Source organism: Dyella amyloliquefaciens (genome assembly GCF_004296575.1).
Taxonomy (GTDB): Bacteria; Pseudomonadota; Gammaproteobacteria; order Xanthomonadales; family Rhodanobacteraceae; genus Dyella; species Dyella amyloliquefaciens.
Genome location: NZ_SAYT01000007.1, coordinates 41,548 through 64,928, shown reverse-complemented (window position 1 = coordinate 64,928; position 23,381 = coordinate 41,548). Strand labels below are relative to the sequence as shown.

At 65.1% G+C, this 23,381-nt stretch carries 22 protein-coding genes; 7 read left to right on the top strand and 15 right to left on the bottom strand.

The genetic code is table 11. The annotated features are described in order from the left end of the window. Window positions 1-22: 22 nt before the first annotated feature. The 4 genes from EPB08_RS16175 to EPB08_RS16160 are packed head-to-tail and all read right to left on the bottom strand — an operon-like array spanning window position 23 to window position 2,778. On the bottom strand, window positions 23-622 hold the full coding sequence (locus EPB08_RS16175) for a pilus assembly PilX family protein (protein WP_130620157.1): 600 nt from the start codon (window positions 620-622) through the stop codon (window positions 23-25). A gap of 1 nt (window position 623) precedes the next feature. Continuing rightward, a complete protein-coding gene (locus tag EPB08_RS16170; RefSeq protein ID WP_130620156.1) occupies window positions 624-1,640 on the bottom strand; it encodes a PilW family protein in 1,017 nt (338 codons plus the stop codon). A gap of 11 nt (window positions 1,641-1,651) precedes the next feature. Next, complete coding sequence (gene pilV, locus EPB08_RS16165) at window positions 1,652-2,176, bottom strand: type IV pilus modification protein PilV (RefSeq protein ID WP_324615317.1); 525 nt, start codon at window positions 2,174-2,176, stop codon at window positions 1,652-1,654. Further along, entirely contained in the window at window positions 2,173-2,778 is a 606-nt protein-coding gene (locus EPB08_RS16160; protein WP_130620155.1) for a GspH/FimT family pseudopilin, read from the bottom strand. The genes pilV and EPB08_RS16160 overlap by 4 nt, the downstream gene beginning before the upstream one ends. A 234-nt stretch (window positions 2,779-3,012) precedes the next feature. Here EPB08_RS16160 and rapA point away from each other — a divergent pair, with 234 nt between their 5' ends. Next, entirely contained in the window at window positions 3,013-5,853 is a 2,841-nt protein-coding gene (rapA, locus tag EPB08_RS16155; RefSeq protein ID WP_130620154.1) for an RNA polymerase-associated protein RapA, read from the top strand. Between the two features lie 108 nt (window positions 5,854-5,961). On the opposite strand, the gene EPB08_RS16150 is transcribed toward rapA, so the two are convergent. The 3 genes from EPB08_RS16150 to EPB08_RS16140 form a co-directional block, all read right to left on the bottom strand. Further along, window positions 5,962-6,213: a DUF2249 domain-containing protein gene (locus EPB08_RS16150; RefSeq protein ID WP_130620153.1), complete on the bottom strand. Its 252-nt coding sequence runs from the start codon at window positions 6,211-6,213 to the stop codon at window positions 5,962-5,964. A gap of 80 nt (window positions 6,214-6,293) precedes the next feature. Next, a complete protein-coding gene (locus tag EPB08_RS16145; RefSeq protein WP_130620152.1) occupies window positions 6,294-7,661 on the bottom strand; it encodes an amino acid permease in 1,368 nt (455 codons plus the stop codon). 28 nt (window positions 7,662-7,689) lie between these two features. Continuing rightward, a complete protein-coding gene (locus tag EPB08_RS16140; protein ID WP_130620151.1) occupies window positions 7,690-8,340 on the bottom strand; it encodes a rhomboid family intramembrane serine protease in 651 nt (216 codons plus the stop codon). Between the two features lie 457 nt (window positions 8,341-8,797). On the opposite strand from EPB08_RS16140, the gene EPB08_RS16135 reads away from it, so the two are divergent. Together EPB08_RS16135 and EPB08_RS16130 are read left to right on the top strand one after the other, a co-directional pair. Then, a complete protein-coding gene (locus EPB08_RS16135) occupies window positions 8,798-10,429 on the top strand; it encodes a M28 family peptidase (RefSeq protein WP_130620150.1) in 1,632 nt (543 codons plus the stop codon). A gap of 49 nt (window positions 10,430-10,478) precedes the next feature. Beyond that, window positions 10,479-11,120 (top strand): Rossmann-fold NAD(P)-binding domain-containing protein, encoded by a 642-nt coding sequence (locus EPB08_RS16130; RefSeq protein ID WP_130620149.1) that lies wholly within the window; start codon window positions 10,479-10,481, stop codon window positions 11,118-11,120. Window positions 11,121-11,183: 63 nt separating this feature from the next. On the opposite strand, the gene EPB08_RS16125 is transcribed toward EPB08_RS16130, so the two are convergent. The 3 genes from EPB08_RS16125 to EPB08_RS16115 all read right to left on the bottom strand — a co-directional run bounded on the left by EPB08_RS16125 (window position 11,184) and on the right by EPB08_RS16115 (window position 14,384). Then, complete coding sequence (locus EPB08_RS16125) at window positions 11,184-11,900, bottom strand: C40 family peptidase (protein ID WP_130620148.1); 717 nt, start codon at window positions 11,898-11,900, stop codon at window positions 11,184-11,186. A 249-nt stretch (window positions 11,901-12,149) separates the two neighbouring features. Then, a complete protein-coding gene (locus tag EPB08_RS16120; RefSeq protein ID WP_130620147.1) occupies window positions 12,150-12,866 on the bottom strand; it encodes a YggS family pyridoxal phosphate-dependent enzyme in 717 nt (238 codons plus the stop codon). Between the two features lie 93 nt (window positions 12,867-12,959). Continuing rightward, window positions 12,960-14,384, bottom strand: coding sequence for a M20 family metallopeptidase (locus EPB08_RS16115; RefSeq protein ID WP_130620146.1), 1,425 nt, complete (start codon window positions 14,382-14,384; stop codon window positions 12,960-12,962). 213 nt (window positions 14,385-14,597) lie between these two features. On the opposite strand from EPB08_RS16115, the gene EPB08_RS16110 reads away from it, so the two are divergent. The 4 genes from EPB08_RS16110 to EPB08_RS16095 all read left to right on the top strand — a co-directional run bounded on the left by EPB08_RS16110 (window position 14,598) and on the right by EPB08_RS16095 (window position 16,632). After that, on the top strand, window positions 14,598-14,936 hold the full coding sequence (locus tag EPB08_RS16110) for a ComEA family DNA-binding protein (RefSeq protein WP_130620145.1): 339 nt from the start codon (window positions 14,598-14,600) through the stop codon (window positions 14,934-14,936). A gap of 105 nt (window positions 14,937-15,041) precedes the next feature. Beyond that, a complete protein-coding gene (locus tag EPB08_RS16105) occupies window positions 15,042-15,521 on the top strand; it encodes an SET domain-containing protein-lysine N-methyltransferase (RefSeq protein ID WP_130620144.1) in 480 nt (159 codons plus the stop codon). A 5-nt stretch (window positions 15,522-15,526) separates the two neighbouring features. After that, window positions 15,527-16,066: a GNAT family N-acetyltransferase gene (locus tag EPB08_RS16100; RefSeq protein ID WP_130620143.1), complete on the top strand. Its 540-nt coding sequence runs from the start codon at window positions 15,527-15,529 to the stop codon at window positions 16,064-16,066. Then, window positions 16,063-16,632 (top strand): HutD family protein, encoded by a 570-nt coding sequence (locus tag EPB08_RS16095; RefSeq protein WP_130620142.1) that lies wholly within the window; start codon window positions 16,063-16,065, stop codon window positions 16,630-16,632. Before EPB08_RS16100 ends, EPB08_RS16095 begins: the two co-directional genes overlap by 4 nt. Window positions 16,633-16,666: 34 nt before the next feature. Here EPB08_RS16095 and EPB08_RS16090 read toward each other — a convergent pair whose 3' ends face one another. The 5 genes from EPB08_RS16090 to EPB08_RS16070 all read right to left on the bottom strand — a co-directional run bounded on the left by EPB08_RS16090 (window position 16,667) and on the right by EPB08_RS16070 (window position 23,377). Beyond that, entirely contained in the window at window positions 16,667-17,572 is a 906-nt protein-coding gene (locus EPB08_RS16090; RefSeq protein WP_324615316.1) for a hypothetical protein, read from the bottom strand. Continuing rightward, window positions 17,572-19,788, bottom strand: a complete 2,217-nt coding sequence (locus EPB08_RS16085) for a M1 family metallopeptidase (RefSeq protein ID WP_229238378.1) — start codon at window positions 19,786-19,788, stop codon at window positions 17,572-17,574. Before EPB08_RS16085 ends, EPB08_RS16090 begins: the two co-directional genes overlap by 1 nt. 130 nt (window positions 19,789-19,918) lie before the next feature. Then, on the bottom strand, window positions 19,919-21,553 hold the full coding sequence (locus EPB08_RS16080) for a sulfite reductase subunit alpha (RefSeq protein WP_130620140.1): 1,635 nt from the start codon (window positions 21,551-21,553) through the stop codon (window positions 19,919-19,921). Then, the gene (locus EPB08_RS16075) at window positions 21,550-22,506 is read right to left on the bottom strand and encodes an FAD:protein FMN transferase (RefSeq protein ID WP_229238377.1); all 957 of its coding nucleotides are present in this window, start codon (window positions 22,504-22,506) and stop codon (window positions 21,550-21,552) included. The genes EPB08_RS16080 and EPB08_RS16075 overlap by 4 nt, the downstream gene beginning before the upstream one ends. 58 nt (window positions 22,507-22,564) lie before the next feature. Continuing rightward, the gene (locus tag EPB08_RS16070) at window positions 22,565-23,377 is read right to left on the bottom strand and encodes a DUF4198 domain-containing protein (protein ID WP_130620138.1); all 813 of its coding nucleotides are present in this window, start codon (window positions 23,375-23,377) and stop codon (window positions 22,565-22,567) included. Between the last annotated feature and the right edge of the window lie 4 nt (window positions 23,378-23,381).

The window sequence follows — 23,381 nt, the reverse complement described above, 5'->3', positions numbered from 1 at the left end:
TGGCGGCGAGCGCGGTAATGGATCAGCCTTGCTTGACGATGGCCTGCACGACCACCACGGCGCGATCGCCCACGAGGGCGGGGTCGCCGCTACGCGCGGTGATGCGGTAGAACACAGCCGTACCTGAGCTGCCCTGCACGCCGTAGTTGCGCGAGTTGCCGGTCTGGCCAAAGCCGGTATTGGTGGTCTGGTCCACCCAGTTGCCCATGTTCTCCACCACGAACTGCGGCTGGCCGGCTGCCGTCGCGCTGGCGGTGTACTGGCCTGCCCCGGTCCCTTGCGCCACCGAATGAATAGCGTCGGTTGTGAGCGTCGGGTCGTTGAACGGATTGGGCAGACAGGTGATGCCACCGGCCTGACAATTGTGCCAACTGAGGTTCGGCGTAGTCGGGATCATGGCGGACGCCACGCGCACCGCGGCCTCGGCGCTCTGGAACGCCTGTTCACGATCATACTGATTGGCCGTCATTTTCTGCTGCATGATGGTGCCGTGCACCGCGGCCAATCCCACCAGGGTAATCAACACCAGCAGGATCAGTGCCACCACCAGCGCAACACCACGCTGCGCGCTGGCGCCGGACGATACCCGCTGGGCGCGATGGAAAACATTCGTCGCGGTCATCTCATTGCACCCGGTTGCGCATGGTGGTGGTGGAAGTGAAGGTCCGCGCGAGAGGCTCTGCGTTGACGCTGGCATGTGCATTCGTGCTCTTCACGGTAAGCGTGACCTGCGCGGCATTGACCGCCCCCCAGTTGGCACCCACGGCCGCAGCGTTCCCAAAAGTCGCCCCCGACGACTGCAGATAGTTGATCTGCATGGTGTCGACGTTGCGCACCATCTCCTGAGGTGTCGCCACCGAGGCGCCCGCTGCGCTGTAAGTCACAGGCAACCGGTACAACGAGTGCGTGCCCGCCGCATTGGTGCCGATGTACCAGTCGACCGCGGTCAGGATGTTGATGCGAGCGTTGGGCAGGAAGGTGTATGCGTTGCCCGTGCTGGTGCAGATGGTCGGATAGCCCAGTCCCGTGGAGCAATTGCCGGGCGTGGGCGTGGTGGCGTTGGTGAATCCGACGGACGTGCCGCTGTATGTACCGATCTGCATCAGCGTGGCATGGTCGAAGTCACACACCATGATGATGTCGCCGGCAGCCAGCTGGGTGCTCGTCGCATTGATGTTGAAACTCGTGGGGCTACCGGATGCGCTGCCTACGGACACGTCCGAGCTGACGGTACCGAGGATGCGCACTGAGCTGCTGCCCACCAGCGGAGCGCCGGCACCAGTGAGGGAAGACAGAGCGGGATCGGTGCTCGCGTCGTCGTAGCCCTGCAACGGTACCGCCCAGTTGGCATACCAAAGCGTGGTATTGGTGTTGATTACATTCGCAACGCGACCGCTGGTGTTGTCGCAACCGGTGAAGCCTACGTCGCGCAGATCACGCGTCAGCATTTCAAAGGCGGTACGTGAACCGTCCTCCACATCGCCCAATGCCTCGTTGGCGCGATACGTCTGCTGGCCGGCGAGGAAGACGCTTATGACGCCGCCGATCACGATCAGGCCGAGCAGCATCGCTATCATCAGCTCGACCAGGGTGAAGCCGCGTGCGGATACGCCACAGCCTCGGTGTTGCCGATAGCTCATACGCTTCCTGCTCATAGCATGGCCTGCGTGACGACTTGCTGCGTCTGGCTACCGCCCAGGGCGGCGCGACTGTCATTGAACTGGACGATGATGGTGCAGTTCGCGGTATTGGTGCCGGTAACCGGAGTGCAGGTGATCGTGCCGGTGGTATCGGCACTGACGCCCAGTGGCGCCAGGTCTGTCTTGCACCATTGGTTGATCTGCACGCTTACCAGCGTTCCCGCTGCAGCGGGACACGCATTCGCTACGACTGCACCGGTAGCGCTGCTGTTATATGCCCCGTTCTTCGCATTGACGAGATCGGCGCGCATCGCATCGAGGATGGAATAGGTCGCCACCGTGGCCATGCTGCGCGCCATCGCACTGTTGTTGGTGGACAGCGAACGCGCCTGCAGCGCGGCCATGCCGATGAAGCCGATGGACAGCACCAGCACAGCGATCAGAACCTCAATAAGGCCGACGCCGGCCTGGCGGACCGCTCCGGGGAGCAAACCAGGGCGCCGCCCGAGGCGGGCGGATTGCATGCGCATGGTCATGGGCAAGTCACCGTGGAAGGGGGCGACGAGGTGATGATGCTGCCGGTCGCCATATCGATCTGAATGTCGTTGTTGCTGCTGAGTGCCGTCGAACAGAGCTCCACGACCGTACTGCCGTTGGCACCCGTGCCAAAGGGCGTGGTCGAACCGGGCGCATAACCGAGACCCGTTCCGTTGTAGCGAATGGCCGCCATGGTGCCGCGCACCTGGATGGAGGGGATCGACAACGCCGACGGAGCCGCCAGCACCTGAGTCACGGTGGTACCAGTGAGTGCGAGAACGGCGCCCGCATTGGTCGCACAGGCATTGCCCAGCGCGTCGCTCGCACCCGCCGTATTGGTGGCGGCCACATTGCTGCAGAACTGCACGGAGCCATTACGCTTGATCGCCTCCATCCGCGCGCTGTTGAGCGCGCCGACCATCGCGTTGGTCGCCGTCGTGAGCCGGTTGGCGTTGATCATGTTGCTGAAGCTCGGCACGGCAATCATCGTCAGGATCGCCGCCACGGCGAGCGTGATCATCAACTCGACCATGGTGAAGCCGCGCACACGACAGGGCATGCCGGTAGACGGAATACTCCGCGATTGCGACGGAACGCGCATGAAATCCCCCTGTGACTGCGATTGCGCAATCTACTCGCAGCCATCCCCACCGCCAGATGGCAGTCGATCAGCGGGGGGATTTGGCCGACAAGCGGAGTCCTGGACGCGTCTGCGGGTGATTCGGATCACAGGCTGCGAGGCCCGGGGCGCTGCCTCCCAGGTCCCTTTTCGCTGTGCATTGACGCCCGCAACGGGGATAATCGGGGGTCCTTGCAGCTTGTGGCCCCCTCCCTGATGTTTGTACCCGGTCAACGATGGATCTCCACCGCCGAGCCTGAGCTCGGCCTCGGCACCGTGCTTCGCGTCGAAGGGCGCGGCGTGCAGGTGCTGTTTGCGAAGGCCGGGGTGTTGCGCCCCTATGCCGTCGACTCGGCACCGCTGGTGCGAGCGGAGTTCCGAGCGGGCCAGCGCGTGGCGGGCAAGGGCATCGCCTTCCTGGTCGAACGCGTGGAAATACGTGAAGACCTGCTGATCTACCGCGGCGAAGGGCGCGAACTCGAGGAAGGCCAGCTCGACGACGAACAGAGCGTGAGCCAGGCTGACGACCGCCTTATCGGCGGCCGTACCGACCCCGCCTCGCATTTCGAGCTGCGCCTGGAAGGCCTGCGCCGCCGCGCAGACGCCCGCCAGTCGCCGGCATGGGGCCTGGGTGCGTCCCGCATCGGCCTGGTGCCGCACCAGCTCCGTGTCGCCGGCATCGCCTCGGCGCGGCGCCCTCCCCGCGTGCTGCTGGCGGACGAGGTAGGCCTGGGCAAGACCATCGAGGCGGGCATGATCATTGCCCGCCAGCTGGCCACGGGCCGGGCCGGTCGTACCCTGATCCTGTTGCCCGACACCCTGGTCTACCAGTGGTTCGTGGAGCTGCTGCGCCGCTTCAACCTCAGCTTCGCCATTTATGACGAGGAGCGCTGCGAGGCGCTGGAGCAGTCCGACGCCAGTCTCAACCCGTTCGAGGACGAGCAGCTGGTCATCGCCGACTTCAGCTTCCTCGAGCATTCGCCCCGACGCGCGCAGCAACTGCTGGACGCCCGCTGGGACCTGCTGGTGGTGGACGAAGCCCATCACCTGGCCTGGACGCCGGAGGCGGCCAGTCCCCGCTACACCCTGGTGGAAAAGCTCGCCGCGGCCACGCCCGGCGTCATCCTGCTTACCGCCACGCCGGAACAGCTGGGCCGCAGCGGCCACTTTGCGCGCCTGCGCCTGCTCGACCCGCAGCGTTACCACGACCTGGACATCTACCTGTCCGAATCCGACCGGTTCCACAACCTGTCGAAGATTGCCGACCGCCTGCTCGAAAGCCAGCCGCTGGACGAGGCGCAGCTCGCCCTCCTGCGCGAAGCCTTTGCCGGCGACGAAGCGCTGCTCGCGCGCCTGGCCGACACGGCAAAGCCGGACAACCTGCGCGAGATCCTGGCGGCCCTGATCGATCGCCATGGCACCGGTCGCGCCATGTTCCGCAATCGCCGCGCGAGCATCGGCGGCTTCCCGAAGCGCCTGCCGGTGTGGCATCTGCTCGATGCCGATACGCTCAGCGCGGATCGCCGGCAGAGCCTGCTCGCCGAATTCCACGCGGACATCCAGCAGCCCGCACCCGCGATCGAGATCGATTACGCCAGCGACCCGCGCCTGGACGCGCTGGTCGGTCTGCTCGACGCGCACCCGCAGGACAAATTCCTGTTGATCTGCCGTAGCCAGGCCAAGGTGGTCGCGCTTGAGGAAGCACTACGCACCCGCAGCGGCGTGGGCGTGGCGCGCTTCCACGAAGGGCTGGGCATCGTGCAGCGCGATCGCAACGCGGCCTACTTCGCGCAGCCCGACGGTGCGCGCCTGCTGCTCTGCTCGGAGATCGGGTCGGAAGGCCGCAACTTCCAGTTCGCGCATCGCCTGGTGCTGTGGGACCTGCCGCTCGATCCGGACCTGCTGGAACAGCGCATCGGCCGCCTCGATCGCATCGGCCAGAAACACGACATCAGCATCCATATCCTCGCCGTCGCCGACAGCGCGCAGCACGTGCTGGCCCGCTGGTACGACGAAGGCGTGGATGCGTTCCGCTCCAGCCCGGCCGATGGCCGCGAACTGCTGCGCCGCTTCGGCGAGGCCCTGACCCGCCTGGCCAGCGAGCACGCGCGCGACGATGACAACCGCGACCAGGAACTCGAAGTACTGCTGGCGGAAACGCGCGGCGCCCACGAGGAAATGGCCGCACTGATCCGCGATGGTCGCGACCATCTGCTCGAACTCGCCGCCAGCCGCGACCTGCATGCCGACGAATTGCAGCAGGCGTTCACGCGCGAAGATCACGATCCCAGCCGCGACACCTTCATCCAGGCCCTGCTGGAACGCTTCGGCATCCACGCCGAAGAACTGGGCGGCAAGGTGCTGCTGCTCGATCCGCAATACCTCTCCACCGACGCCCTGCCCGGCTTTGCCGAAGGTCCGCAGGCCGTCACCTTCGCCCGTGAAGTGGCACTGGCCCGCGAAGAACTGCCGCTGCTGCGTCTGGACCATCCGATGGTGCAGGGCGCGCTCGACCTCACGCTGTCCAACGAACAGGGCAACGCCGCGTTCCTGGTGGATGACGCATTGCCGCCGCGCAGCGCGTTGTTGCAGGCCGTGTTCCTGCTCGAATGCGTGGCAGACCGTGCGCTCGACGTCGAGCGCTTCCTGCCCGCGCAACCGATCATGGTGACCATCGACACGCGCCTTGCCGAGCGCGCCGACTTCCGCCCCAGCGAAGTCGCCCTGCGCAAGGCCGCGGACCGCAACATCGAAGTGGCGCGCTACCGCAAGTTCCTCGGCAAGCTGGTACCGCCCATGCTGGAGAAGGCCGAGGCCATCGTGCAGGAGCGTTCACGGGTGAACGTCGAGGAAGCGGTGGCGCAGGCCACCGATGCACTCGATGCGGAACTGGCACGCCTGCTTGGCCTGCGCGCCGTGAATCCCGCCATCAGCGAAGCCGAAATCGCCGCCGTGGCGGATGAACGCACCGCACTGCTGAAGGCGTTGCCGGAATCGCGCCTGCGCCTCGACGCGGTGCGTTTCGTGGTGAGCCCCGACTTCCTCGCACTGCGATAAGCCACCTACAGCTCGACGCTGCCCCGCGTCATTCAGGACGCGGGGAGAAATCCATGGCACACCACTGCGACACGGCAAAGGCAGCGTCCCGCAGTTAAATGCCTGCGTTCAGGCCACCACGCCGAAATCGATCACCACGGCGTGCTCGTCGCGCTGCACATAGCTGACGGTGAGCGCATCACCGAAGCGCTGCTGCAACTGCTCGATCAGTGGCAACGGATCGTGGTCGTTAACGAAGCGCATGGCTTCGCCCGGCTGCAATGCGCCCAGCGCGCCGAAGATGGCGGAGTGACGGAAGCGACGCGCCACGCCACGCGCGTCGAAGATATGCACGGTTTCACGCGGGAACGGTGATGCCATGGGAAGCCCCGGTTGGATGGACCACGACAGCATGGGCCGCGCAAGCCCGGGGCCTCCATGATTTGAGTCAGTGAAACCGCTCAGGCAGAGGCAGGCTGCTCCGACCGCCGCACATTGCCCCACCGATACGTGCCGGCAAGCAGTGCAATCCACGCCGCGCCGACATACAGCGCCACACGCGTGTCGGGATTGACCCCGAGCATCACCACCACGAAGGCGAAGAACGCCAGGCACACCAGGCCGGTGAACGGCCACCAGCGCAACCTGAAGCCCGAAGGCGCTTCACCGCGAAGGCGCATGCGGCGCCGGAAGCTGTAATGCGCCAGCAGCACCATGGTCCACGTCCACACGGTGTTGAACGACAGGATCGACATCATCATGCCGAACACCTTGGCGGGCAGCAGGTAGTTCAACAACACCGCGAGCAGCAGCACCGCCAACGTCGCCAGAATCGCGCGCAGCGGCACGCCATGCGTATTTACCGTGCCCAGCGCCGCCGGCGCCTGCCCCTTGGTCGCCAGGCTGTACAGCATGCGGCTGCCGCTGAACGTGGTGCTGTTGAAGCCGGACAGCGCGGCGGTGATCACCACGAAGTTGATCAGGCCGGCCGCCTGCGGAATGCCGAGCTTGGCGAACGTGGTGACGAACGGGCTGCCGTGCTCGCCCAGCCCGGTCCACGGATAGATCGCCATGATCACGAACAGCGCGCCCACGTAGAAGATCAGAATGCGCCACAGCACCGAATTCACAGCGCGGGGAATGGTGCGCTCGGGTTGCGCAGCCTCGCCCGCGGCGATGCCGACGGTTTCCACGCCACCGAAGGAAAACACCACCACGGGCAGCGCCAGCACCATGCCCATCACGCCGTGGGGAAACCAGCCACCATGCGACCACAGGTTAGAAAGCCCGGTCGGCTGGCCACCATTGCCCCAGCCCAGGAAGATGATGGCAAGGCCGCCGGCGATCATCGCCAGCACGGTCACCACCTTTATCAGGGTGAACCAGAACTCCATCTCGCCGTAGATCTTCACGCTGAGCAGGTTCAGGCCGCCGATCATCAGCACGCTGCCCAGCACCCAGATCCAGCGCGGCCAGTCGGGAAACCACGCCTGCATGTACGCACCTACCGCGGTGGCCTCGGCCATGCCCACGCCGACCATCAGCAGCCAGTAGTTCCAGCCGGTGAGATAACCCGCAAACGAGCCCAGATAGCGCTGCGCATATACGCTGAACGAGCCGGGTACCGGATCGTGCACGGTCATCTCGCCCAGCGCACGCATGATGATGAAGATCATCACGCCGCCGACCATGTAGGCGAACAACACGGACGGGCCAGCGAGCTTGATGGCATCGGCGGAACCGAGGAACAGGCCGGCACCGATGGCCATGCCAAGCGCCATGAAGGTGATGTGGCGCGGCGTGAGGCGGCGCTGGAGATGTTGCGTCATGGGACTGCCGAATGAATGCGTAGAACGATCAACGCCAGAGTTGGCGCTTTGGCTTGATGGGGAGCTTGCCGCGCCAATACTGGATCAGCAGGAAGCCGCCCAGCATCCCGCCAAGATGGGCGAAATGCGCGATGCCCGATTGTGTCCCGGTTACGCCCAGCACGAGCTCGAACAGCGCATACAGGCTGACGAACAACCAGGCGGAAATCGGGATCGGCAGGAAGATCAGCATCATCTTCTCGTGCGGAAACAGCATGCCGAAGGCGAGCAGGATGCCGAAGATCGCTCCCGAAGCGCCCAGCGTGGGATAGAAGCCACCGGTAAACCACTGCACCACCGCCAGCTGGGCGAGCGCCGCCATCAGCAGGCACACGAAGTAGTACACGATGAAGTTGCGCGGCCCGAACACGCGCTCGATCTGTCCGCCGAACATGTACAGGGCAAGCATGTTGGAAAACAGGTGCAAGGTACTGCCGTGCATGAATGCGTAGGACACCAGCTGCCAGGGACGGAAGCCGATCGAAACCAGGCCTTCCTGCAGCTGCGCCACGCGGTCCGGCCCCCACGGCCACAGGGCGAAATGCAGGATCAGGGTATCGCCCAACACCTGTTGCAACAGGAAAACCGCCACATTGGCGATCAGGAGGTTGCGGGTGACCGGGGGCAGGTTGAACGGCATATCGGGGGTCGATTCCGGAGGTTATCTCGCCAAGCCTAACCGCAGCAGGACGTTACCGCCACGCTCGCGGCTTCCGGCGACCTGCCTTCCCGCTGCCCCGAGCACCACGGTACGCGTACGTCTCGCGCATCAGGTCCAAAGGAATGCGGCGCGATCGTGCGGCAAGACACGCGACACCGTTCGTCAAAACGCATTCATATAGACGTCCATATGAATATCCGGCAGCCCTCCTGCCACGAGCCCGCCTGGTCGAGGCGAACATCCGCACCGCGCTCGACGATACGTCGGAAGCGCCGTGCCTTCCAAAGCCATACGATGGTTTTGTCAGGCATTCGAAAGGCCCGTCTTTTCCAGCAACATCTTGCGACATGGCGCAAGAAGCTCATGTGCCTTCAGGGGCGTTTTACCCAGGCGGATGACGCGCTAGATTGTCGGCTCCGTGTACACAGGATCGTTTATGCGTCGCCCATGGATGATGTCGCTGCTGTGCATCGCGCTCTGCGCATGCCAGCACCATCAGACAAACAACGGCACTGCTGATGCGCCGTCTTCCGATGTCCATTTTTCACCGGGCATCGTGGTGGAGGACGTCGCTCAGCATATGAAGGCACTCTCTTCGGACGAGCTGCTGGGTCGCACCGTGGGCGGCGAGGCCGAGAAACGCACCACGCAGTATCTGGTGCAGCAGTTCACCCGCATCGGACTGACCCCGGGCAATGCCGGCAGCTGGCTGGAAACCGTGCCCTATGTCGCCACCACGCTGCAGCACCCCGAGCAGGTGACGCTCACGGTCGACGGGCAGAACGGTTCCGACGCACTTGGATTCGGCAAGGACATGGTGGTCGGCACGCTCGCCGAGCAGCCGCACGCCTCCCTCGATGCATCCCCACTGGTCTTTGCCGGCTACGGCATCGACGCGCAGGGGGAGCAATGGAACGACTACGAAGGCGTCGACCTCAAGGGCAAGACCGTCATCATCCTCGTCAACGATCCCGGCTGGGCCAACCAGGATCCGAAGCTGTTCAGGGGTCACGAGTTCACCTATTTCGGCCGCTGGACCTACAAATTCGAGGAAGCGGCGCGAAAAGGCGCTGCCGCCGCATTCATCGTGCATGACGCCGATGGCGCGGGATATCCCTGGGCCGTCGTTCAAAACGCGTGGACCAGCGCACGCCTCGACCTTCCCATGTCCGAAGAAGGCTCGCGGCGCCTGCCGGTGGCCGGCTGGCTCACCACCGAGGCGGCACGCCAGGTCTTCGCGCATGCCGGTGTGGATTTCGATGCATTGAAGAAGCAGGCGGCAGAGCGCGGCTTCCATGCCGTGCCGCTGCACAGCACGTTCAGCGTGGCCTTCGACAGCACCATTGGCCATGGCGAGTCGCACAACGTCGTTGCGCGTCTCGATGGCAGCAAGCACGCCGACGAGGCCGTGGTGTACTCCGCGCACTGGGACCACATCGCGCCCGCAGGCGAAGCGCCGCATGGCACCACGGACAATGCGACCGGTCTCGCCGGCCTGCTGGAGATTGCCGAGGCATTCGCACATCGCGCACCCAAACCCCATCGCTCCGTGCTTTTCATTGCCACGACGCTCGACGAAACCGGACTGATCGGCGCGCGCTACTACGTCCGCCATCCACTGGTGCCGTTGTCGCACACGGTGGCCGACATCAATCTCGATCTGCTACCCACCGATGGTCCCGCCAGCGCCTTGGCGGTCATTGGCTTTGGCCAGTCGCAACTGGATGACTACCTGACGGATGCGGCGCACGCACAGCGGCGCGCGGTCACGCCCGATGTCGCACCCGAGAAGGGGCTGTTCTTCCGCTCCGACCAGCTCAGCTTCGCCCGCGCCGGCGTGCCCGTGCTGTACGTCCGCTCGGCGGCGACCCTGGCCGACGCCGAGGCGCCCGACTACGGCGTGCCCTCCTCGCTGGACCGATTCAATCCGCGCTGGAACCTCACGGGTACCGTGGACGATGTCCGCGCGCTGTTCATGGTGGGCAGCCGCCTGTCCATGGAAGACAGCTACCCGCAGTGGAAGCCCGGCAGCGACTACCAGCGCCCGCAAAGCATGCGCGGACTCTGAACGAACCCGCCCAACGGCAGCACAACCTCCTGCACCGTAGAATGCCCCCATGAGCGATTTGCCACGCCAGGTGCAGATTGCAGGTGCCACCGGCCTTACGGGCCAGCAGCTGCTTGCGCTCGCGCTGGACGATCCGGGTGTCGAGCGCGTGGTCGCCCCGGCCCGCCACCCGTTGGCGGCACACCCCAAGCTCGACAACCAGGTAGGCATGGTCAGCCACCTGATCGCTCAGCTCCAGGGTCCGGTCGACACCGTGTTCTGTTGCCTCGGCACCACCATTCGCCAGGCGGGCTCGCGCGAGGCTTTTCGGATGGTCGACTACGACTTGCCCGTGGTGCTGGGCAGGCACGCACTCGCGCTCGGCGCCCGCCACTACGTCGTGATCAGTGCCCTGGGGGCCGACCCTGCTTCGCGGTTGTTCTACAACCGCACGAAGGGCGAGCTGGAGGTGGCCCTGCAGAAGCAGGACTGGCCTCGCCTGACCATCGTTCGCCCTTCCCTGCTGCTTGGCGCGCGGCACAAGCCGCGCCTGGGCGAGGTCTTCGCCGCCCCGTTCTCCCGCATCCTGCCCGGGCGCTGGAGAGGCATTGAGGCGTCAACGGTGGCACGCGCCATGTGGCGACTCGCCAACACGCCGGGCGAAGGCCTGCGCATCGTCGAATCGGACGAGCTGCAAGAGATCGGTCGCTGACCCCGCGCCACAAAAAAAGGCCGCCCTGCGAGGCGGCCTTTGATTGAAGGAGGTGCGTTGCTATCAGCTGCTGCGGGCCAGGCCGTCCGGGCGCTTGGCGCCGGCGAAGTGCTTCGCCCAATAGGATTCGTCGAGGCTGTCCACGCGCACCGTCTTGCCGCGCGAGGGCGAATGAATGAACTGACCGTTGGCGATGTAGATGCCCACGTGCGAGATGCGGCCCTGGCCACGCTTGCCCGCCGTACGGAAGAACACCAGGTCGCCCGGCTTCATGTCGTCGCGGTTGACCTTGAGGCCGGCGAGAAACTGCGAAGCGGAATTGGTGGGCAGATCCAGACCCACGGCGTGGGCGAACACGTAGCGGACGAAGCCGCTGCAATCGAAACCGGTGGAAGGGTCACGACCGCCGCGCACGTAACGGATGTCACGCAGCTTCATGGCGAGGCTGATCAGGGTCTTGCGCAGATCCGAGGTGTCGTTGGCGAGCGAGGCCACGTTGTCCACGCCGTCGCTGGGCATGCCATCGGCATCCAGATCGTCTTCTTCCGTGGCCCAGCCGGAGGGCTTGGCCTTGGTCTGCGCGACGGTCGGCTGCGCCGGAAGCGCGGCCTGGGTGAGGCTGGCCGCCGGCGCGAACACCGCCAGCTGGCCCATCAGATTCGGAGCAAGGACGGCAGTCGGGGCGTTGGCCTGACTGTTAAGCGGCTCGGCGAAGAGCGGAAGGGACGTGAGCAGTGCACCAGCAAGCGCAGCGGCAGCAAACAATCGCTTCGTTGGCATGTGGGACAAATCCCTTTGCAGTTCGTGGAGTTATGTCGTTGGCAGATGCCGCCGACGTGATGGCCATGTGAACTTAGCAAAGGGATATAGATCGTATGTTCGATCGAGGTTAACTGAACTCTATCGTTTCAAAACTTGGCACGGCCTATGCATTTGACACAACTCATTGTTTTACAAAGATAATCAAGTCAAATGTGATGACTTTTTGATCAATTAGTGAACTAATTATTCAATTCGGTTCCGTATGTTTTAGACCTGGGTCACATGCCGGCGGCCGAAGATCGCAGTGCCAACCCGCACCTCGGTGGCGCCCTCGGCGATCGCCAGCGGGAAGTCCCCACTCATGCCCATGGAAAGCCTAGGCAATTCATGGCCTTGCTTCTCCGCGGCATCACGCAGCTGGCGCAGCTGCCGGAAGCAGGCACGCACCGTTTCCGCATCATCGGACTGCACCGCCAGCGTCATCAGGCCGCGCACCCGGAGGGTGTCGTAGGCGCGCAAGGCATCCAGGAAGGCGGGCAGCTCGGCCGGAGGCAGCCCGTGCTTGCTCTCTTCCGGTGACGTCTTCACCTCGATCAGCACATCGATCGCGCGACCTTCGATCTGCAGGCGCTTGTGCAGGGCCTCGGCCAGTTCGATGCGATCAAGGGACTGCACTTCGCTGGCAAGGCGTGCGACGTCCTTGGCCTTGTTGGTCTGCAGATGGCCGATCACCACCCAAGCAATGCCTTCGTCCGCCAGCGCCTCGGCCTTGCTGCGGACTTCCTGCACCTTGTTCTCACCAAAGCGCGTCAGACCCAACGCCATGGCGGCGCGCACCACCTCCGGCCCGAAAGTCTTGCTCACCGGCAGGATCGACACCTCGGAGGGATCGCGCCCGGCCACACGGCAGGCGTCATCAACGCGCTCGCGCACGCTCGCCCAGTTGGCAGCGAGGTACGCGTAGTCGCTGGAAGCATTCGTCATCGCGGAATGGTCCGGCAGGTCGCCGCGCAGGCATCAGCGACTACGCGGCGGAGAAATCCTGGCCCCGGCCTGCGCCGGGGCCGCGACAGGGGATCAGCCCTTGGCGCCCTGCGCGTAGTGGCGAGCCACCACGTCGGCCACCACCATCGACACCTTCTTGCCGGTCGGGATGTGCAGGAACTCATTGGGGCCGTGCGCATTGGAATGCGGGCCGAGCACGCCGGTGATGAGGAACTGCGCCTTCGGGAACTTCTCGCCCAGCATGCCCATGAACGGGATGCTGCCGCCCTCGCCCATATAGGCAGCCGGCGCACCGAAGTAGGTCTGCGAGGCATTTGCCACGGCATCTTCCAGCCACGACGAGAGCTGCGGCGCGTTCCAGCCACTGCCGTCCTTCTCCAGCTTGAAGCTGACCTTGGCGCCGTACGGCGGGTCCTTCTCCAGCAGCTGCTTCACGAACTGGCCAGCCTGGGCGCCCGACAGCGTCGGCGGCACGCGCAGGCTGAGCTTCACCGAGGTCTTCGGACGCAGTACGTTACCGGCGCTCTCCAGCGGCGGCATGCCATCCACGCCGGTGACGGCCAGCTGCGGGCGCCAGGTGCGGTTGAGCACCAGCTCGGTGAGGTCTTCGGTAACCGGGTGCATGCCCTGCACGAACGGGAACTTGTCGTACACCGCCGTGCCGAGCACTTCGGCCGACTTCTTCGCCTGCTCGACGCGCTGCGCCGGGATGTCGACGTAGAGTTCCTTCGGCTTGATCGTGCCGGTCTGCGGATCTTCCAGGCGGCTCAGCAGATCGCGCAGGATACGGAAGCTCGACGGCACCACGCCGGACGCATCGCCGGAATGCACGCCCTCCTCCAGCACCTGCACGGTGAGCTCGCCGCCGGTCATGCCGCGCAGCGAGGTGGTGAGCCACAGCTGGTCGTAGTTGCCGCAACCCGAATCCAGGCAAACCACCAGCGAGGGATTGCCGATGCGATCGGCCAGATGATCGACGTAGTACGGCAGGTCGTAGCTGCCCGATTCCTCGCAGGCTTCGATCAGTACCACGCAGCGCGCGTGCGGAATGCCCTGCTCGTGCAGCGCCAGCAGCGCGGCGAGCGAGCCAAAGATGGCGTAGCCGTCGTCGGCGCCGCCACGGCCATAGAGCTTGTCGCCCTTCAGCACCGGCGTCCACGGGCCGAGGCCTTCGGCCCAGCCGGTCATTTCCGGCTGCTTGTCGAGATGGCCGTAGAGCACGACGGTGTCATCGCCCGTACCCGGCACTTCGATGTAGATGAGCGGCGTGCGGCCTTCCAGGCGCACTACTTCCAGCGTGGCACCGGGCAGCGACGACAGCTTGCTGCGCGCCCAGGTCTCCATCAGCTTCACTGCCGCATCCATGTAACCGTGTTCCACCCACTTGGGATCGAACATCGGCGACTTGTTGGGAATGCGGATGTACTCGACCAGCTGCGGCACGATCTCGTCATCCCAGAGTCCGCTGATGAAACGGTTGAGGCGAGCGGTATCCATGAGGCGACTCCTGCAGCGTAAGGAAAGTCGTCATTGTATCAGCGCAGTCGAGAAGCCCGCCGTGACCCACAACGGCCCCGCTCCGGCACGCACACGGGTGCCAACCGATTTCCCACTCAGCCGACGCCATCGGCCTACTGTCGTCGCGCGCCTTGCCGGGCAGAGTCGTGGCGCGGTCCAGATGGAGACCGCTTCACTGACAGGGAGAATCACATGCGCAACAAGATCGCCGCCGTGCTCGTCAGCCTGGCCATGGCCTTGCCGGCCTTTGCCGCCACACCCGTGAACATCAACAAGGCCGACGCCGCCACGCTGGTCAAATCACTGGACGGCATCGGGCACAGCAAGGCCGAAGCCATCGTGGCGTGGCGCGAGGAACACGGCCCCTTCAAGAGTGCGGACGAGCTGGGCCAGGTGAAGGGCATCGGCCCGGCCACCCTGGAGCGCAACCGCAGCGCGATCCTGCTCGACGACGCGCCCGGAAACGGCAAGGCCACCAAGCCGGTGACGCCCGCCAAGGTCAAGGCACCCGCCAAAGCAGCGGGCGAATAATCAAACCTATCAGCCACTTGCGTACAGAAAAACCATCCGCCCGGGTCTGGCATACCCGGACGGATGGGCCTACACTCGGCCGCCTTGATGTAGGTTAGGGGTGACATGATCCTTCCGCGTTACCGCATTGCCGCGTCGGAAATCGCCGGGGCGGGTCAGGGGCTATTCCTGGAAGAAGACGTAGCGGCGGGACAGATCGTCACGGCGCCGGACGCCATTGACCGCACTTACCGCTATCAGGAACTCGTCGGCTCGCCGGAGCTTTCGGCGCAGCTGTACGCCAGCGCGCGCTGGTTCGAGGACTGTTACACGGTGTCTCCCGACTGGCCCGACGAGTGCTACCTCAACCACAGCTTCGAACCCACGGGGCTGTGGCATCTCGGCTTCGTGTTTGCCGCGCGCGACCTGCCGGCGGGCACCGAGATCACGGTGGATTACCGCCACCTGCTACCGCCCGGCGAAGAAGAAGCCTTTGTCGATACCGCGACCGGACGCAGGATAGTCGGCCTGCCCTGGATCGAAAGCCTGACCACCAGCACGCGTGCACTCGCCGCCCTGCTGGATGGCACCCGACTTGCTTGTTGAAAATCATGATCGACATACCCGTCATCGAAACGGCGCGCCTGCGCCTCACCGCCCTCGCCGAGCGGCATTTCGAGGATTACGCCTGCATGCTCGCGGACCCGGCCAGCACCCGCTGGATCGGCGACGGCCAGCCGCTGGACCGCACCAACGCCTGGCGCTCGCTCGCCATGCTGATCGGCCACTGGCAGCTGCGCGGCTTTGGCATGTGGGCACTGGAACTGAAGGAAACCGACGAATTCATCGGCCGTGCCGGCCTGATGCGCCCGGAAGGCTGGCCCGACCTCGAACTGGGCTGGATGCTCAAGCCGCAGTTTCGCCACCACGGCTACGCCACCGAAGCCGGCAACGCCATCCTGGAGTTCGCCTGGCACAGCCTGAACGCTCAGCGCGTGATCAGCCTGGTGAAGATCGGCAACGAAGCTTCTGATCGCGTGGCCGAACGGCTCGGTGGCGAGCACATCGAAGACATGGATTTCTTCGGTGCCCACAACCACGTGTTTGCCTACTATCCGCCGCTTCCCGAAAAGCGTCGCGCCTGGGCATGAGCCAGCTCAACCGCCACCCCTTCGAAACGCTGGAAGCGCGCCCGTGCTCCGACGGCAGCGTGATGATCACCGAGGTCGCGAGCAATTCGTCGGAGTCGGACTGGCTGTGGCAGATGACCATGGTCGATATCGGTCACGACGTTGAATTCCCGGCACATACCGACATTCGCAGGCAGTTTGTGCCGCTGGACGCATCGGTATCCGTCAGCTTCTCGGACGGCCGCACGCTGCACCTGAACCGGTTTGACATGGCGCACTTCGACCATGCGAACGACCCGGAAGGCTGCCGCCCCGAGGCGCCCACCCGCAGCTTCAACCTGAAGCTGCGCAAGGACACCCAGGGTGAGCTGATCGCCCGACCGTTGAACGGTACGATGGTGTTGCTGGCTCCTTCCGGCTGGCGCTGGTTCGTGCTGCTGCTGTCGGGCCAGGCCAAGGTGGTCGCCGACCATCGCACGCACGACCTGGTGCAGAACGACATGCTGTGGATCGACCCGATCCCCGGCCACCCGGTGCGGATCGAAGGCGGTGGCGAGATCGTGCTCGCCCGCCTGCCGATCGTCTAAGCCCGCCCGCAGTGCCCGTGGGCACTGCGCGTCGTCAGAAGCTGGAGCGCCGCGCCGTCCCACCCAGCGAACGGGCAACTTCCGCCAATGCGAACAGGCGCGCGATGCGCGTCCATCCGAGCGCGATCACCACCAGCGCGCTGAGCAGGCATCCCAACAGCAATCCCTGCGTACTCACTGACAACGCATGCACGCGCGCCAACCCGGCTGCGAACGCCAGCGCAAAGCCGATCAACGTCACCAGCAGGTAGGCAAACAGCGTGGAGAACGGGCGTCGCAGCAGCTGCATCAGGCCACGCAGCATCGCGACGGAGGCCGAGCGCAACGACACATCGGCAACGAAGGCCGCGCGTGCCGATTCCACCCACGCCTGCGCGATCACGACCAGCACGCCGGCGCCCCACCATGCGAGGTGCTGCGCCGTCATTGCCCGCGACTCGAGCGTCGCCGCATCAGCAATGTCATCCGCCTTGTCCAGGCCAAGCTGCGCCAGGTAGCCGGCCACGACATAAGGCAGTACGGACCACAGCAGCAGGCGGAACATCCGTCCGTACTCCATGAGGCCGCCCTGCAACAGCTGGCCGAAGCCCAGCGCACGCCCGGCCCGGCCGCTCGCCAGCACCATGCCATTGAGCCAGGGCAGCAACAGCAGGGTGAGCAGCAGGCTGGCCGCAAGCGCACCATGCAAGGTGGCGTGCTGATGCCCCAGCGCCTGGATCACGTCGCCGAACATCATCGCGTCGAACTGCTGTGCCCACGCCCTTGCGTGCGTCGAGTGGTTCAGCAGATCGCCGAGCGCCTGCATCAGGGGCAACGCAGCCATGAGCACCGGCAGCAGCAGGATCAGCACCCACAACAACAACAGCCGCCACTGCAGCGCGGAAATCAGTGCGCCGAATACGTCGCCCAGATCGACTCGTCGCGAACTCTTGTAGGCCATCACAGCGTCACCAGGAATGCGTAGAAGGCCTGCAGCAGGGCGGCGACATCGGCCGTCCAACGCTGCGAGGCGGAAGCGTCGGATTTCACCGTACGGCTGTCGTTGAGCTTGTTCGCATCGAGCATGATCTTCTGCTCGCGATCCAGCTCGGCCGACACCACCTTGGTGGGGCGCGTGAACACGAACCGTGCCCAGCGACGGTCGTCGTCCCAGTGCACGTCCTCGTGACTGCCGTCGGCGAAGGTCACGCGAAGTATCTGCGGCACCTGGGCACCTTCACGCACGACCGTCACCGTGCCGCGCCAAAGGAACGGCCCCGGGCCGTCTTCCTTCGCATCCGGATGCGACTTCTTCCAGGCGTCGCGCTGCTTGTCGACCTGTTCATCGCGATCGTCGCTCGACAGCTCGCTGCGCTGCCCCTGCTTCATCCAGCTGCCGGCTTGCGGCGTTATTTCCTGGTTGTCGATGGCGTCGACGCGGTCGTCGATGTGCGCCGTGCCATAGACGAACTGGTCGAACACCTCGTTCACCGCACGCGCGTTGCCCGACACATCGATCAACGTCTGGCGCAGGTCCGCCACGGACGGATGACGGAAATGCCAGCGCCGGTAGTACTCCTTGAAACCGCGCTCCATCACGCTCTTGCCCAGGCGCTCTTCCAGGTCATGCATCGCCGTGGCGGTACGCGAATAGACCGTGCCGTAGCTGGTGCTGGAGTAGCGATCCCAGCTGTTTTCACCGAGCGGATCGTAGGGCCTGGACAGGCCAGCGAAGAGGCGCTCGGCCTGGAAAACATCCATCGACGGCGTGATGCCGACGCGGCGCAGCCACGAACTGGGCGTGAGGATGCGCTGGTTGCGCTCACGCAACATGCGGTTGTCCCAGTACTCGTTCATGCCTTCGTCCAGCATCGGCTCCTCGAATTCGTTCGAGGCGAGCAGGCCGTAGAAGTAACCATGGCCGAACTCGTGGATGGTGACGAAGTCGATGTCCCATTGGTCCGAGGTCTGGCTGTCGATCTCTTTGTAGCCTTCCGCGGTGAAGAACGTCGGGTATTCCATGCCACCCGCTTCCTGCGCGTTGTACGGCGGCACCACGGCCGTGACCGTGCGATAGGGATACGCTCCCAGGGTATCGGAGAAATAGGTGAGCGAATCGGTGGTCGCCTTGAGCACGGGCTGCGCACTGGCGACGTATTCGGGCGGGTAGATCACACGCACGGCGACCTTGGGGCTACCCGGTCCCTGCCAGGTCGTGTCCAGTGTCTTGTAACCCTTGGCGGCCACCCAGGCGAAGTCGTGCACGTCACCCTGCACGAAGTGATACGTCGTCTTGTCACCCGCCTGTTCCGGCTGTCCCTGCAGCGCGCCGACGGCGCCCACGGTGTAGTCGGAAGGCACGGTGAGGCGGACGTCGAAGTTGCCGAAGTCCGCGTAGAACTCACTGTTGAAGTGGAACTCATGCACGTTCCACTGCGCCTGCGTGGCGCCGCGCTCACCCGGCAGCTCCAGCACGCCGATCTTGGGGAACCACTGACCGACAAGGTTGAAATTGCCCCACCAGCCCGTGCGCTCCACCACGCGCGGCAGCTGGCTGACGAAATCGATGTCCAGCGTGAGCGTGCCGCCGGCGGGCACAGCCTCGACCAGGTCGATGCAGGCCACGGTCTGGTCCGTCGCCGGGCCATCGTCGGGATGCACGAAGCCCCACTTCAGCGCGGCGCCGCCCTGATGCACGCTCTTGAGGTCGATCCAGCCCCATTCGCCCTTCTTCAACGCAGCCGCGCCACGGGAATGTCCATGCGCGGTGAGCACGTTGCGTTCGGTGAAGAACGTGCTGCCTTCGTTCTGGAAAGCGTTGAGGTACAGATGCAGGTAGATGCGGTTGACCGGCTGGCTGCTGCGGTTGCGCCAGGTGAGCTGTTCGTTGCCGGTGACGCTGTGCCTGGCCGCATCCAGTTCCGCGTCGATGCGGTAACCCACCACGCGATCGGACAGCGTCGCCTCGTTGCCGGCGCGGACGCCACCCCAGGCATCGTCTGCGCTGGCTTCGTGCGGCGCGGCAGCGTGGGCCTTGACCAAGGGAATCAACGGAGGGGGCGGTGGCGGCTGCACCGGCGCAGGCGTTTCCTGCTGCGCATACGCCATCCAAGGCAACGTCAAACACCACGCCATGGCCAGCCAACGGCCAGGCCTGCTTCCCTTGAACTTCACCATAATGCCCTCCCCCGAAGGAACGCCCAGCGTGAGGCATCGGCGCGCGAGGCTCCTATAGGCCAAACGTCATGGTTGTCGCGTTTGAACGCGGAGGGATGAAAGAAGCGTCCGGCGCCGCTCCGCGCCGTGATCAGTACACGTCGCGGCGGTAGCGCCCCTGCTCGCGGAGGCTTTCCACGGCATCGTCGCCCAGCGTGTCGCGCAGCACCGCATCCACGCCTGGCGCCATGCCAGCCAGGCTGCCGCACACGTAGATGGCTGCGCCCTCGCCTATCCACTGGCGCAACGCCTCGGTGGCCTCGCGCAACACGTCCTGCACGTACACGCGCTGGCTGCCGTCACGCGACCATGCGAAGTTGACGCGCTCGACCATCCCCTGCCGTCGCCACGGCTCGAGCTCGTCGCGATGATAGAAGTCGTGCGCTTCCTGACGTTCGCCGAACAACAACCAGTTGCGCACATGGCCGCGTTCGATGCGCGCCTTGAGCAAGGCACGCAACCCGGCAAGGCCAGTACCGTTGCCGATGAGGATCAGCGGACGGTCATCCGTCGGCGCATGGAAGCCGGGGTTGGCCCGGATGCGCAACGCAATCGCTTCGCCGACAGCCGCGTGCTCGGTGAGCCAGCCCGACCCGATACCCGGCGTGCCGTCATCCCGCTGCATTTGCCGAACCAGCAACTGCAGGCTGCCGTCGGAGGGCAATGACGCAATGGAATATTCGCGATGCGGCAATGGCTGCAGGTCGGTGACGATCTGCTCCGGCGTTTGCCCGAGGACGTCGGCATGCGACGGCAGATGGCTACCGGCCAACCAGTCCCGCAGCGTCGCCCGACGATCGCCGAGGGCGACGACAGCATCGCCGTCCCGCTCCTGTTCCAGCAGCCACTGCTGCACCGCGCTGCCGGCATGGCGCGGCCCGATTTCCACCAGGTCACCTGCCTGCCACGTCGAATCGCCATCCAACCGTCGAAATGCCAGATGAAAACACGCTCCACCGACACTGCCCGGGTTGAGCAGACGGCGTTCCACCAGCTGCCAGCGCTGATAGTCGGGACGCTGCCAGTCCGGCAACTCGGCCGCGCCGGAATACAACGCCAGATGATGCTGCCAGTGGCGCAACGCGGCGGGATCGCCGTTATCCACTTCCACCGTATCGAATAGCGACGTCGCACCACTGCGCTGCAGCCAACGCTGCAGCTCGCGGCCAAAACCGCAGAAGTCGTCGTAGTCGCTGTCACCCAGCGCCAGCAATCCGTAATGCAGATGCGGCAGCGCCATCGGCGCGCGCATCCGGTGCGTGACGAAACGCGCGGCACTGTCCGGCGCATCACCTTCACCGGTGGTACTCACGACGAACAGCACGTCACTGGCATGAGCGAGCGTGTCCTCACCGAATGCACTGAGTTCCAGCAACCGTGCGCGCTTTCCCGCCTGTTGCAGGGTCTCTGCCGTCTGCCGTGCGAGCTGCTCGGCGGTGCCGGTCTGGCTGGCGAATACCACCAGGGTGTCGCCGGCCTGCGCCACGTGCGCCTGTACCAGATCGACCCGCATCGCACGCCGGCGTGCACTCAACCAGGCGGTAAATCCACACCAGATCAGCAGCGCCGCTGCGGCATACAGCCAGCGCCATACGCCAGGATCGCTCCACTCCCACTCGGCTGCATGCAACCGAAGCAGACCCGCGGCCAACATCCCCAGCACCACACACAGGGCGACGTTGCCCCACGTCGCCCGATCGGCGGATGTGGCCGCACGCGTAGTCATGACGACAGTGCGGCGGCAAATGCAGGCGACAGACGCTCTTCCAGCCCGTTGGCGCCGTGCAGGATGAACATCACCGCCAGGCCACGCTCATTCGCCCACCGCAAGCCCTGCTCGGGACCCAGCACCGTCATCAGCGTGCCGATCGGATCGGCCTGCATGGCATCGTGCGCGAGCACGCTGACCGAAGCGACCGCGTGCGGCACGGGTCGCCCACTGCGGGGATCGATGTGATGGGAGAAGGACACATCACCCGTCGTGAAAGTCCGACGATAGTCACCGGAGGTGGCGATGGCGCGACCGCTCAGCGTGAGTACCTGACTCAATTGGTCGACATGCTCGACGGCATCCGCAGCGGCGCCGGGGCGCTCGATACCGATGCGCCAGGGTGAGCGGTCCGGCTTGGTGCCCTTGCCCTTCAGCTCGCCACCCACTTCCACCAACCACGCGCCGATACCCAGCCCATCCAGATAGCGCCCCACCAGATCGACGCCGTAACCCTTGGCCACCGAGGAGAGATCGAGATAGATGCCGCCGGGCTGGTAGAGGCTGTGCGTGGCGTCATCGAGCTTGATCTTCCACCAGCCGATGCGTTCACTGGCGCCCGCAATGGCTTCGTCCGAAGGCGGTTCGCCGCGCGACGCCTCCGGCCCGAAACCCCACAGGTTCACCAGCGGGCCCACTGTCGGGTCGTAGGCGCCATCGCTATCCCGCGCCACCGACAGCGCATGCTTCACCACCTGGAAGCATTCCGTCGGCAGCACGTGCCAGGTACCCGCAGGCGCGCTGTTGAAATGCGACAGCGCGGATTGCGGCTTGTACGTGCTCATCTGCCCATCGACCAGGTCGAGCGCCGCCTGGATGCCGTCGTGCCACGCCCGCAGCGACAGTTCCATGGGCAGCACGGCGCGCACCGACCAGGTGGTGCCCATGGTCTGGCCCTGCGTGGATTTCACGACGAGATCCATCAACGGCGTGGCACTCCGTGGCGGTCGTCGCGAGCCGGCGCGTGCATCACTGCGGCAGCACTTCCAGCGTGGCCGAGTACGACAGGCGGCGCTGCTTGGCCTGCTTGAGGCTGGTCTTGTCGTCCTGCGTGCTCGCGTTCACCCAGTACATGCCGGCATGCGGCCAGTTCAGGCTGAACTTGCCGTCCTTGCCCGTGGTGACGTCGATTTCTTCCTGCGCGTTGCGATAGCGCGTTTCGCCGGCAATCGCCGATACCTTCAGGCCGGCGGCCGGCTTGCCGTCGAGCAGCAGCTGGAACGTGGCGGGCTCGCCCGTGACCAGATCGGTGAACGCCGTCACCGGCACCAGTTCGAGACCCTTGCCGCCGGGCTTGAGTGCCGCATCGCTGGGCTTGCCGTTGGTGACGAAGGTTTCCACGCGGCTGATCGATTCGGACACGTCCACGTTCTTCGCGCCGACGGGAATCTCCTTGGCGAAGTTGGCCGGCTCGCCGCGCCAGCGGCGCTTCTGTCCATCCACCTCGTAGCTGGCGAACAGGCCGCCATTCACCGCGGCGATCTTGTAGGTACCCGGCTTGGTCAGATGCACGTCGAACACGCTGCGGTACTGGCCGGTAAACGCATGCTCCACGTTGGCCGTCTGGCCGTCCGGCGCGGTGACCACCACGCGATCGGTCTGCACCGGCATGTGGTCGGCGTAGAACAGGTCGTTGGACACAGCGGCGTCCACCGTTACCCACGGATCGGCACCGGAGACATTGGTGGCCGAAGGCACCATCCACATCTTGTGCGCGTGTGCGGCCAGCGGCAGGGTCATCGCCAGCGCCAGCGCGCTCCACTTCAACGATCGCATCATCATCGGG

What these genes read in the sequence shown, in the direction of transcription:
- EPB08_RS16175 (WP_130620157.1), bottom strand. Translation starts at nt 622, where the DNA reads ATGACCGCGACGAATGTTTTCCATCGCGCCCAGCGGGTATCGTCCGGC.
- EPB08_RS16170 (WP_130620156.1), bottom strand. Translation starts at nt 1,640, where the DNA reads ATGAGCTATCGGCAACACCGAGGCTGTGGCGTATCCGCACGCGGCTTC.
- pilV (WP_324615317.1), bottom strand. Translation starts at nt 2,176, where the DNA reads ATGACCATGCGCATGCAATCCGCCCGCCTCGGGCGGCGCCCTGGTTTG.
- EPB08_RS16160 (WP_130620155.1), bottom strand. Translation starts at nt 2,778, where the DNA reads ATGCGCGTTCCGTCGCAATCGCGGAGTATTCCGTCTACCGGCATGCCC.
- rapA (WP_130620154.1), top strand. Translation starts at nt 3,013, where the DNA reads ATGTTTGTACCCGGTCAACGATGGATCTCCACCGCCGAGCCTGAGCTC.
- EPB08_RS16150 (WP_130620153.1), bottom strand. Translation starts at nt 6,213, where the DNA reads ATGGCATCACCGTTCCCGCGTGAAACCGTGCATATCTTCGACGCGCGT.
- EPB08_RS16145 (WP_130620152.1), bottom strand. Translation starts at nt 7,661, where the DNA reads ATGACGCAACATCTCCAGCGCCGCCTCACGCCGCGCCACATCACCTTC.
- EPB08_RS16140 (WP_130620151.1), bottom strand. Translation starts at nt 8,340, where the DNA reads ATGCCGTTCAACCTGCCCCCGGTCACCCGCAACCTCCTGATCGCCAAT.
- EPB08_RS16135 (WP_130620150.1), top strand. Translation starts at nt 8,798, where the DNA reads ATGCGTCGCCCATGGATGATGTCGCTGCTGTGCATCGCGCTCTGCGCA.
- EPB08_RS16130 (WP_130620149.1), top strand. Translation starts at nt 10,479, where the DNA reads ATGAGCGATTTGCCACGCCAGGTGCAGATTGCAGGTGCCACCGGCCTT.
- EPB08_RS16125 (WP_130620148.1), bottom strand. Translation starts at nt 11,900, where the DNA reads ATGCCAACGAAGCGATTGTTTGCTGCCGCTGCGCTTGCTGGTGCACTG.
- EPB08_RS16120 (WP_130620147.1), bottom strand. Translation starts at nt 12,866, where the DNA reads ATGACGAATGCTTCCAGCGACTACGCGTACCTCGCTGCCAACTGGGCG.
- EPB08_RS16115 (WP_130620146.1), bottom strand. Translation starts at nt 14,384, where the DNA reads ATGGATACCGCTCGCCTCAACCGTTTCATCAGCGGACTCTGGGATGAC.
- EPB08_RS16110 (WP_130620145.1), top strand. Translation starts at nt 14,598, where the DNA reads ATGCGCAACAAGATCGCCGCCGTGCTCGTCAGCCTGGCCATGGCCTTG.
- EPB08_RS16105 (WP_130620144.1), top strand. Translation starts at nt 15,042, where the DNA reads ATGATCCTTCCGCGTTACCGCATTGCCGCGTCGGAAATCGCCGGGGCG.
- EPB08_RS16100 (WP_130620143.1), top strand. Translation starts at nt 15,527, where the DNA reads ATGATCGACATACCCGTCATCGAAACGGCGCGCCTGCGCCTCACCGCC.
- EPB08_RS16095 (WP_130620142.1), top strand. Translation starts at nt 16,063, where the DNA reads ATGAGCCAGCTCAACCGCCACCCCTTCGAAACGCTGGAAGCGCGCCCG.
- EPB08_RS16090 (WP_324615316.1), bottom strand. Translation starts at nt 17,572, where the DNA reads ATGGCCTACAAGAGTTCGCGACGAGTCGATCTGGGCGACGTATTCGGC.
- EPB08_RS16085 (WP_229238378.1), bottom strand. Translation starts at nt 19,788, where the DNA reads ATGGTGAAGTTCAAGGGAAGCAGGCCTGGCCGTTGGCTGGCCATGGCG.
- EPB08_RS16080 (WP_130620140.1), bottom strand. Translation starts at nt 21,553, where the DNA reads ATGACTACGCGTGCGGCCACATCCGCCGATCGGGCGACGTGGGGCAAC.
- EPB08_RS16070 (WP_130620138.1), bottom strand. Translation starts at nt 23,377, where the DNA reads ATGATGATGCGATCGTTGAAGTGGAGCGCGCTGGCGCTGGCGATGACC.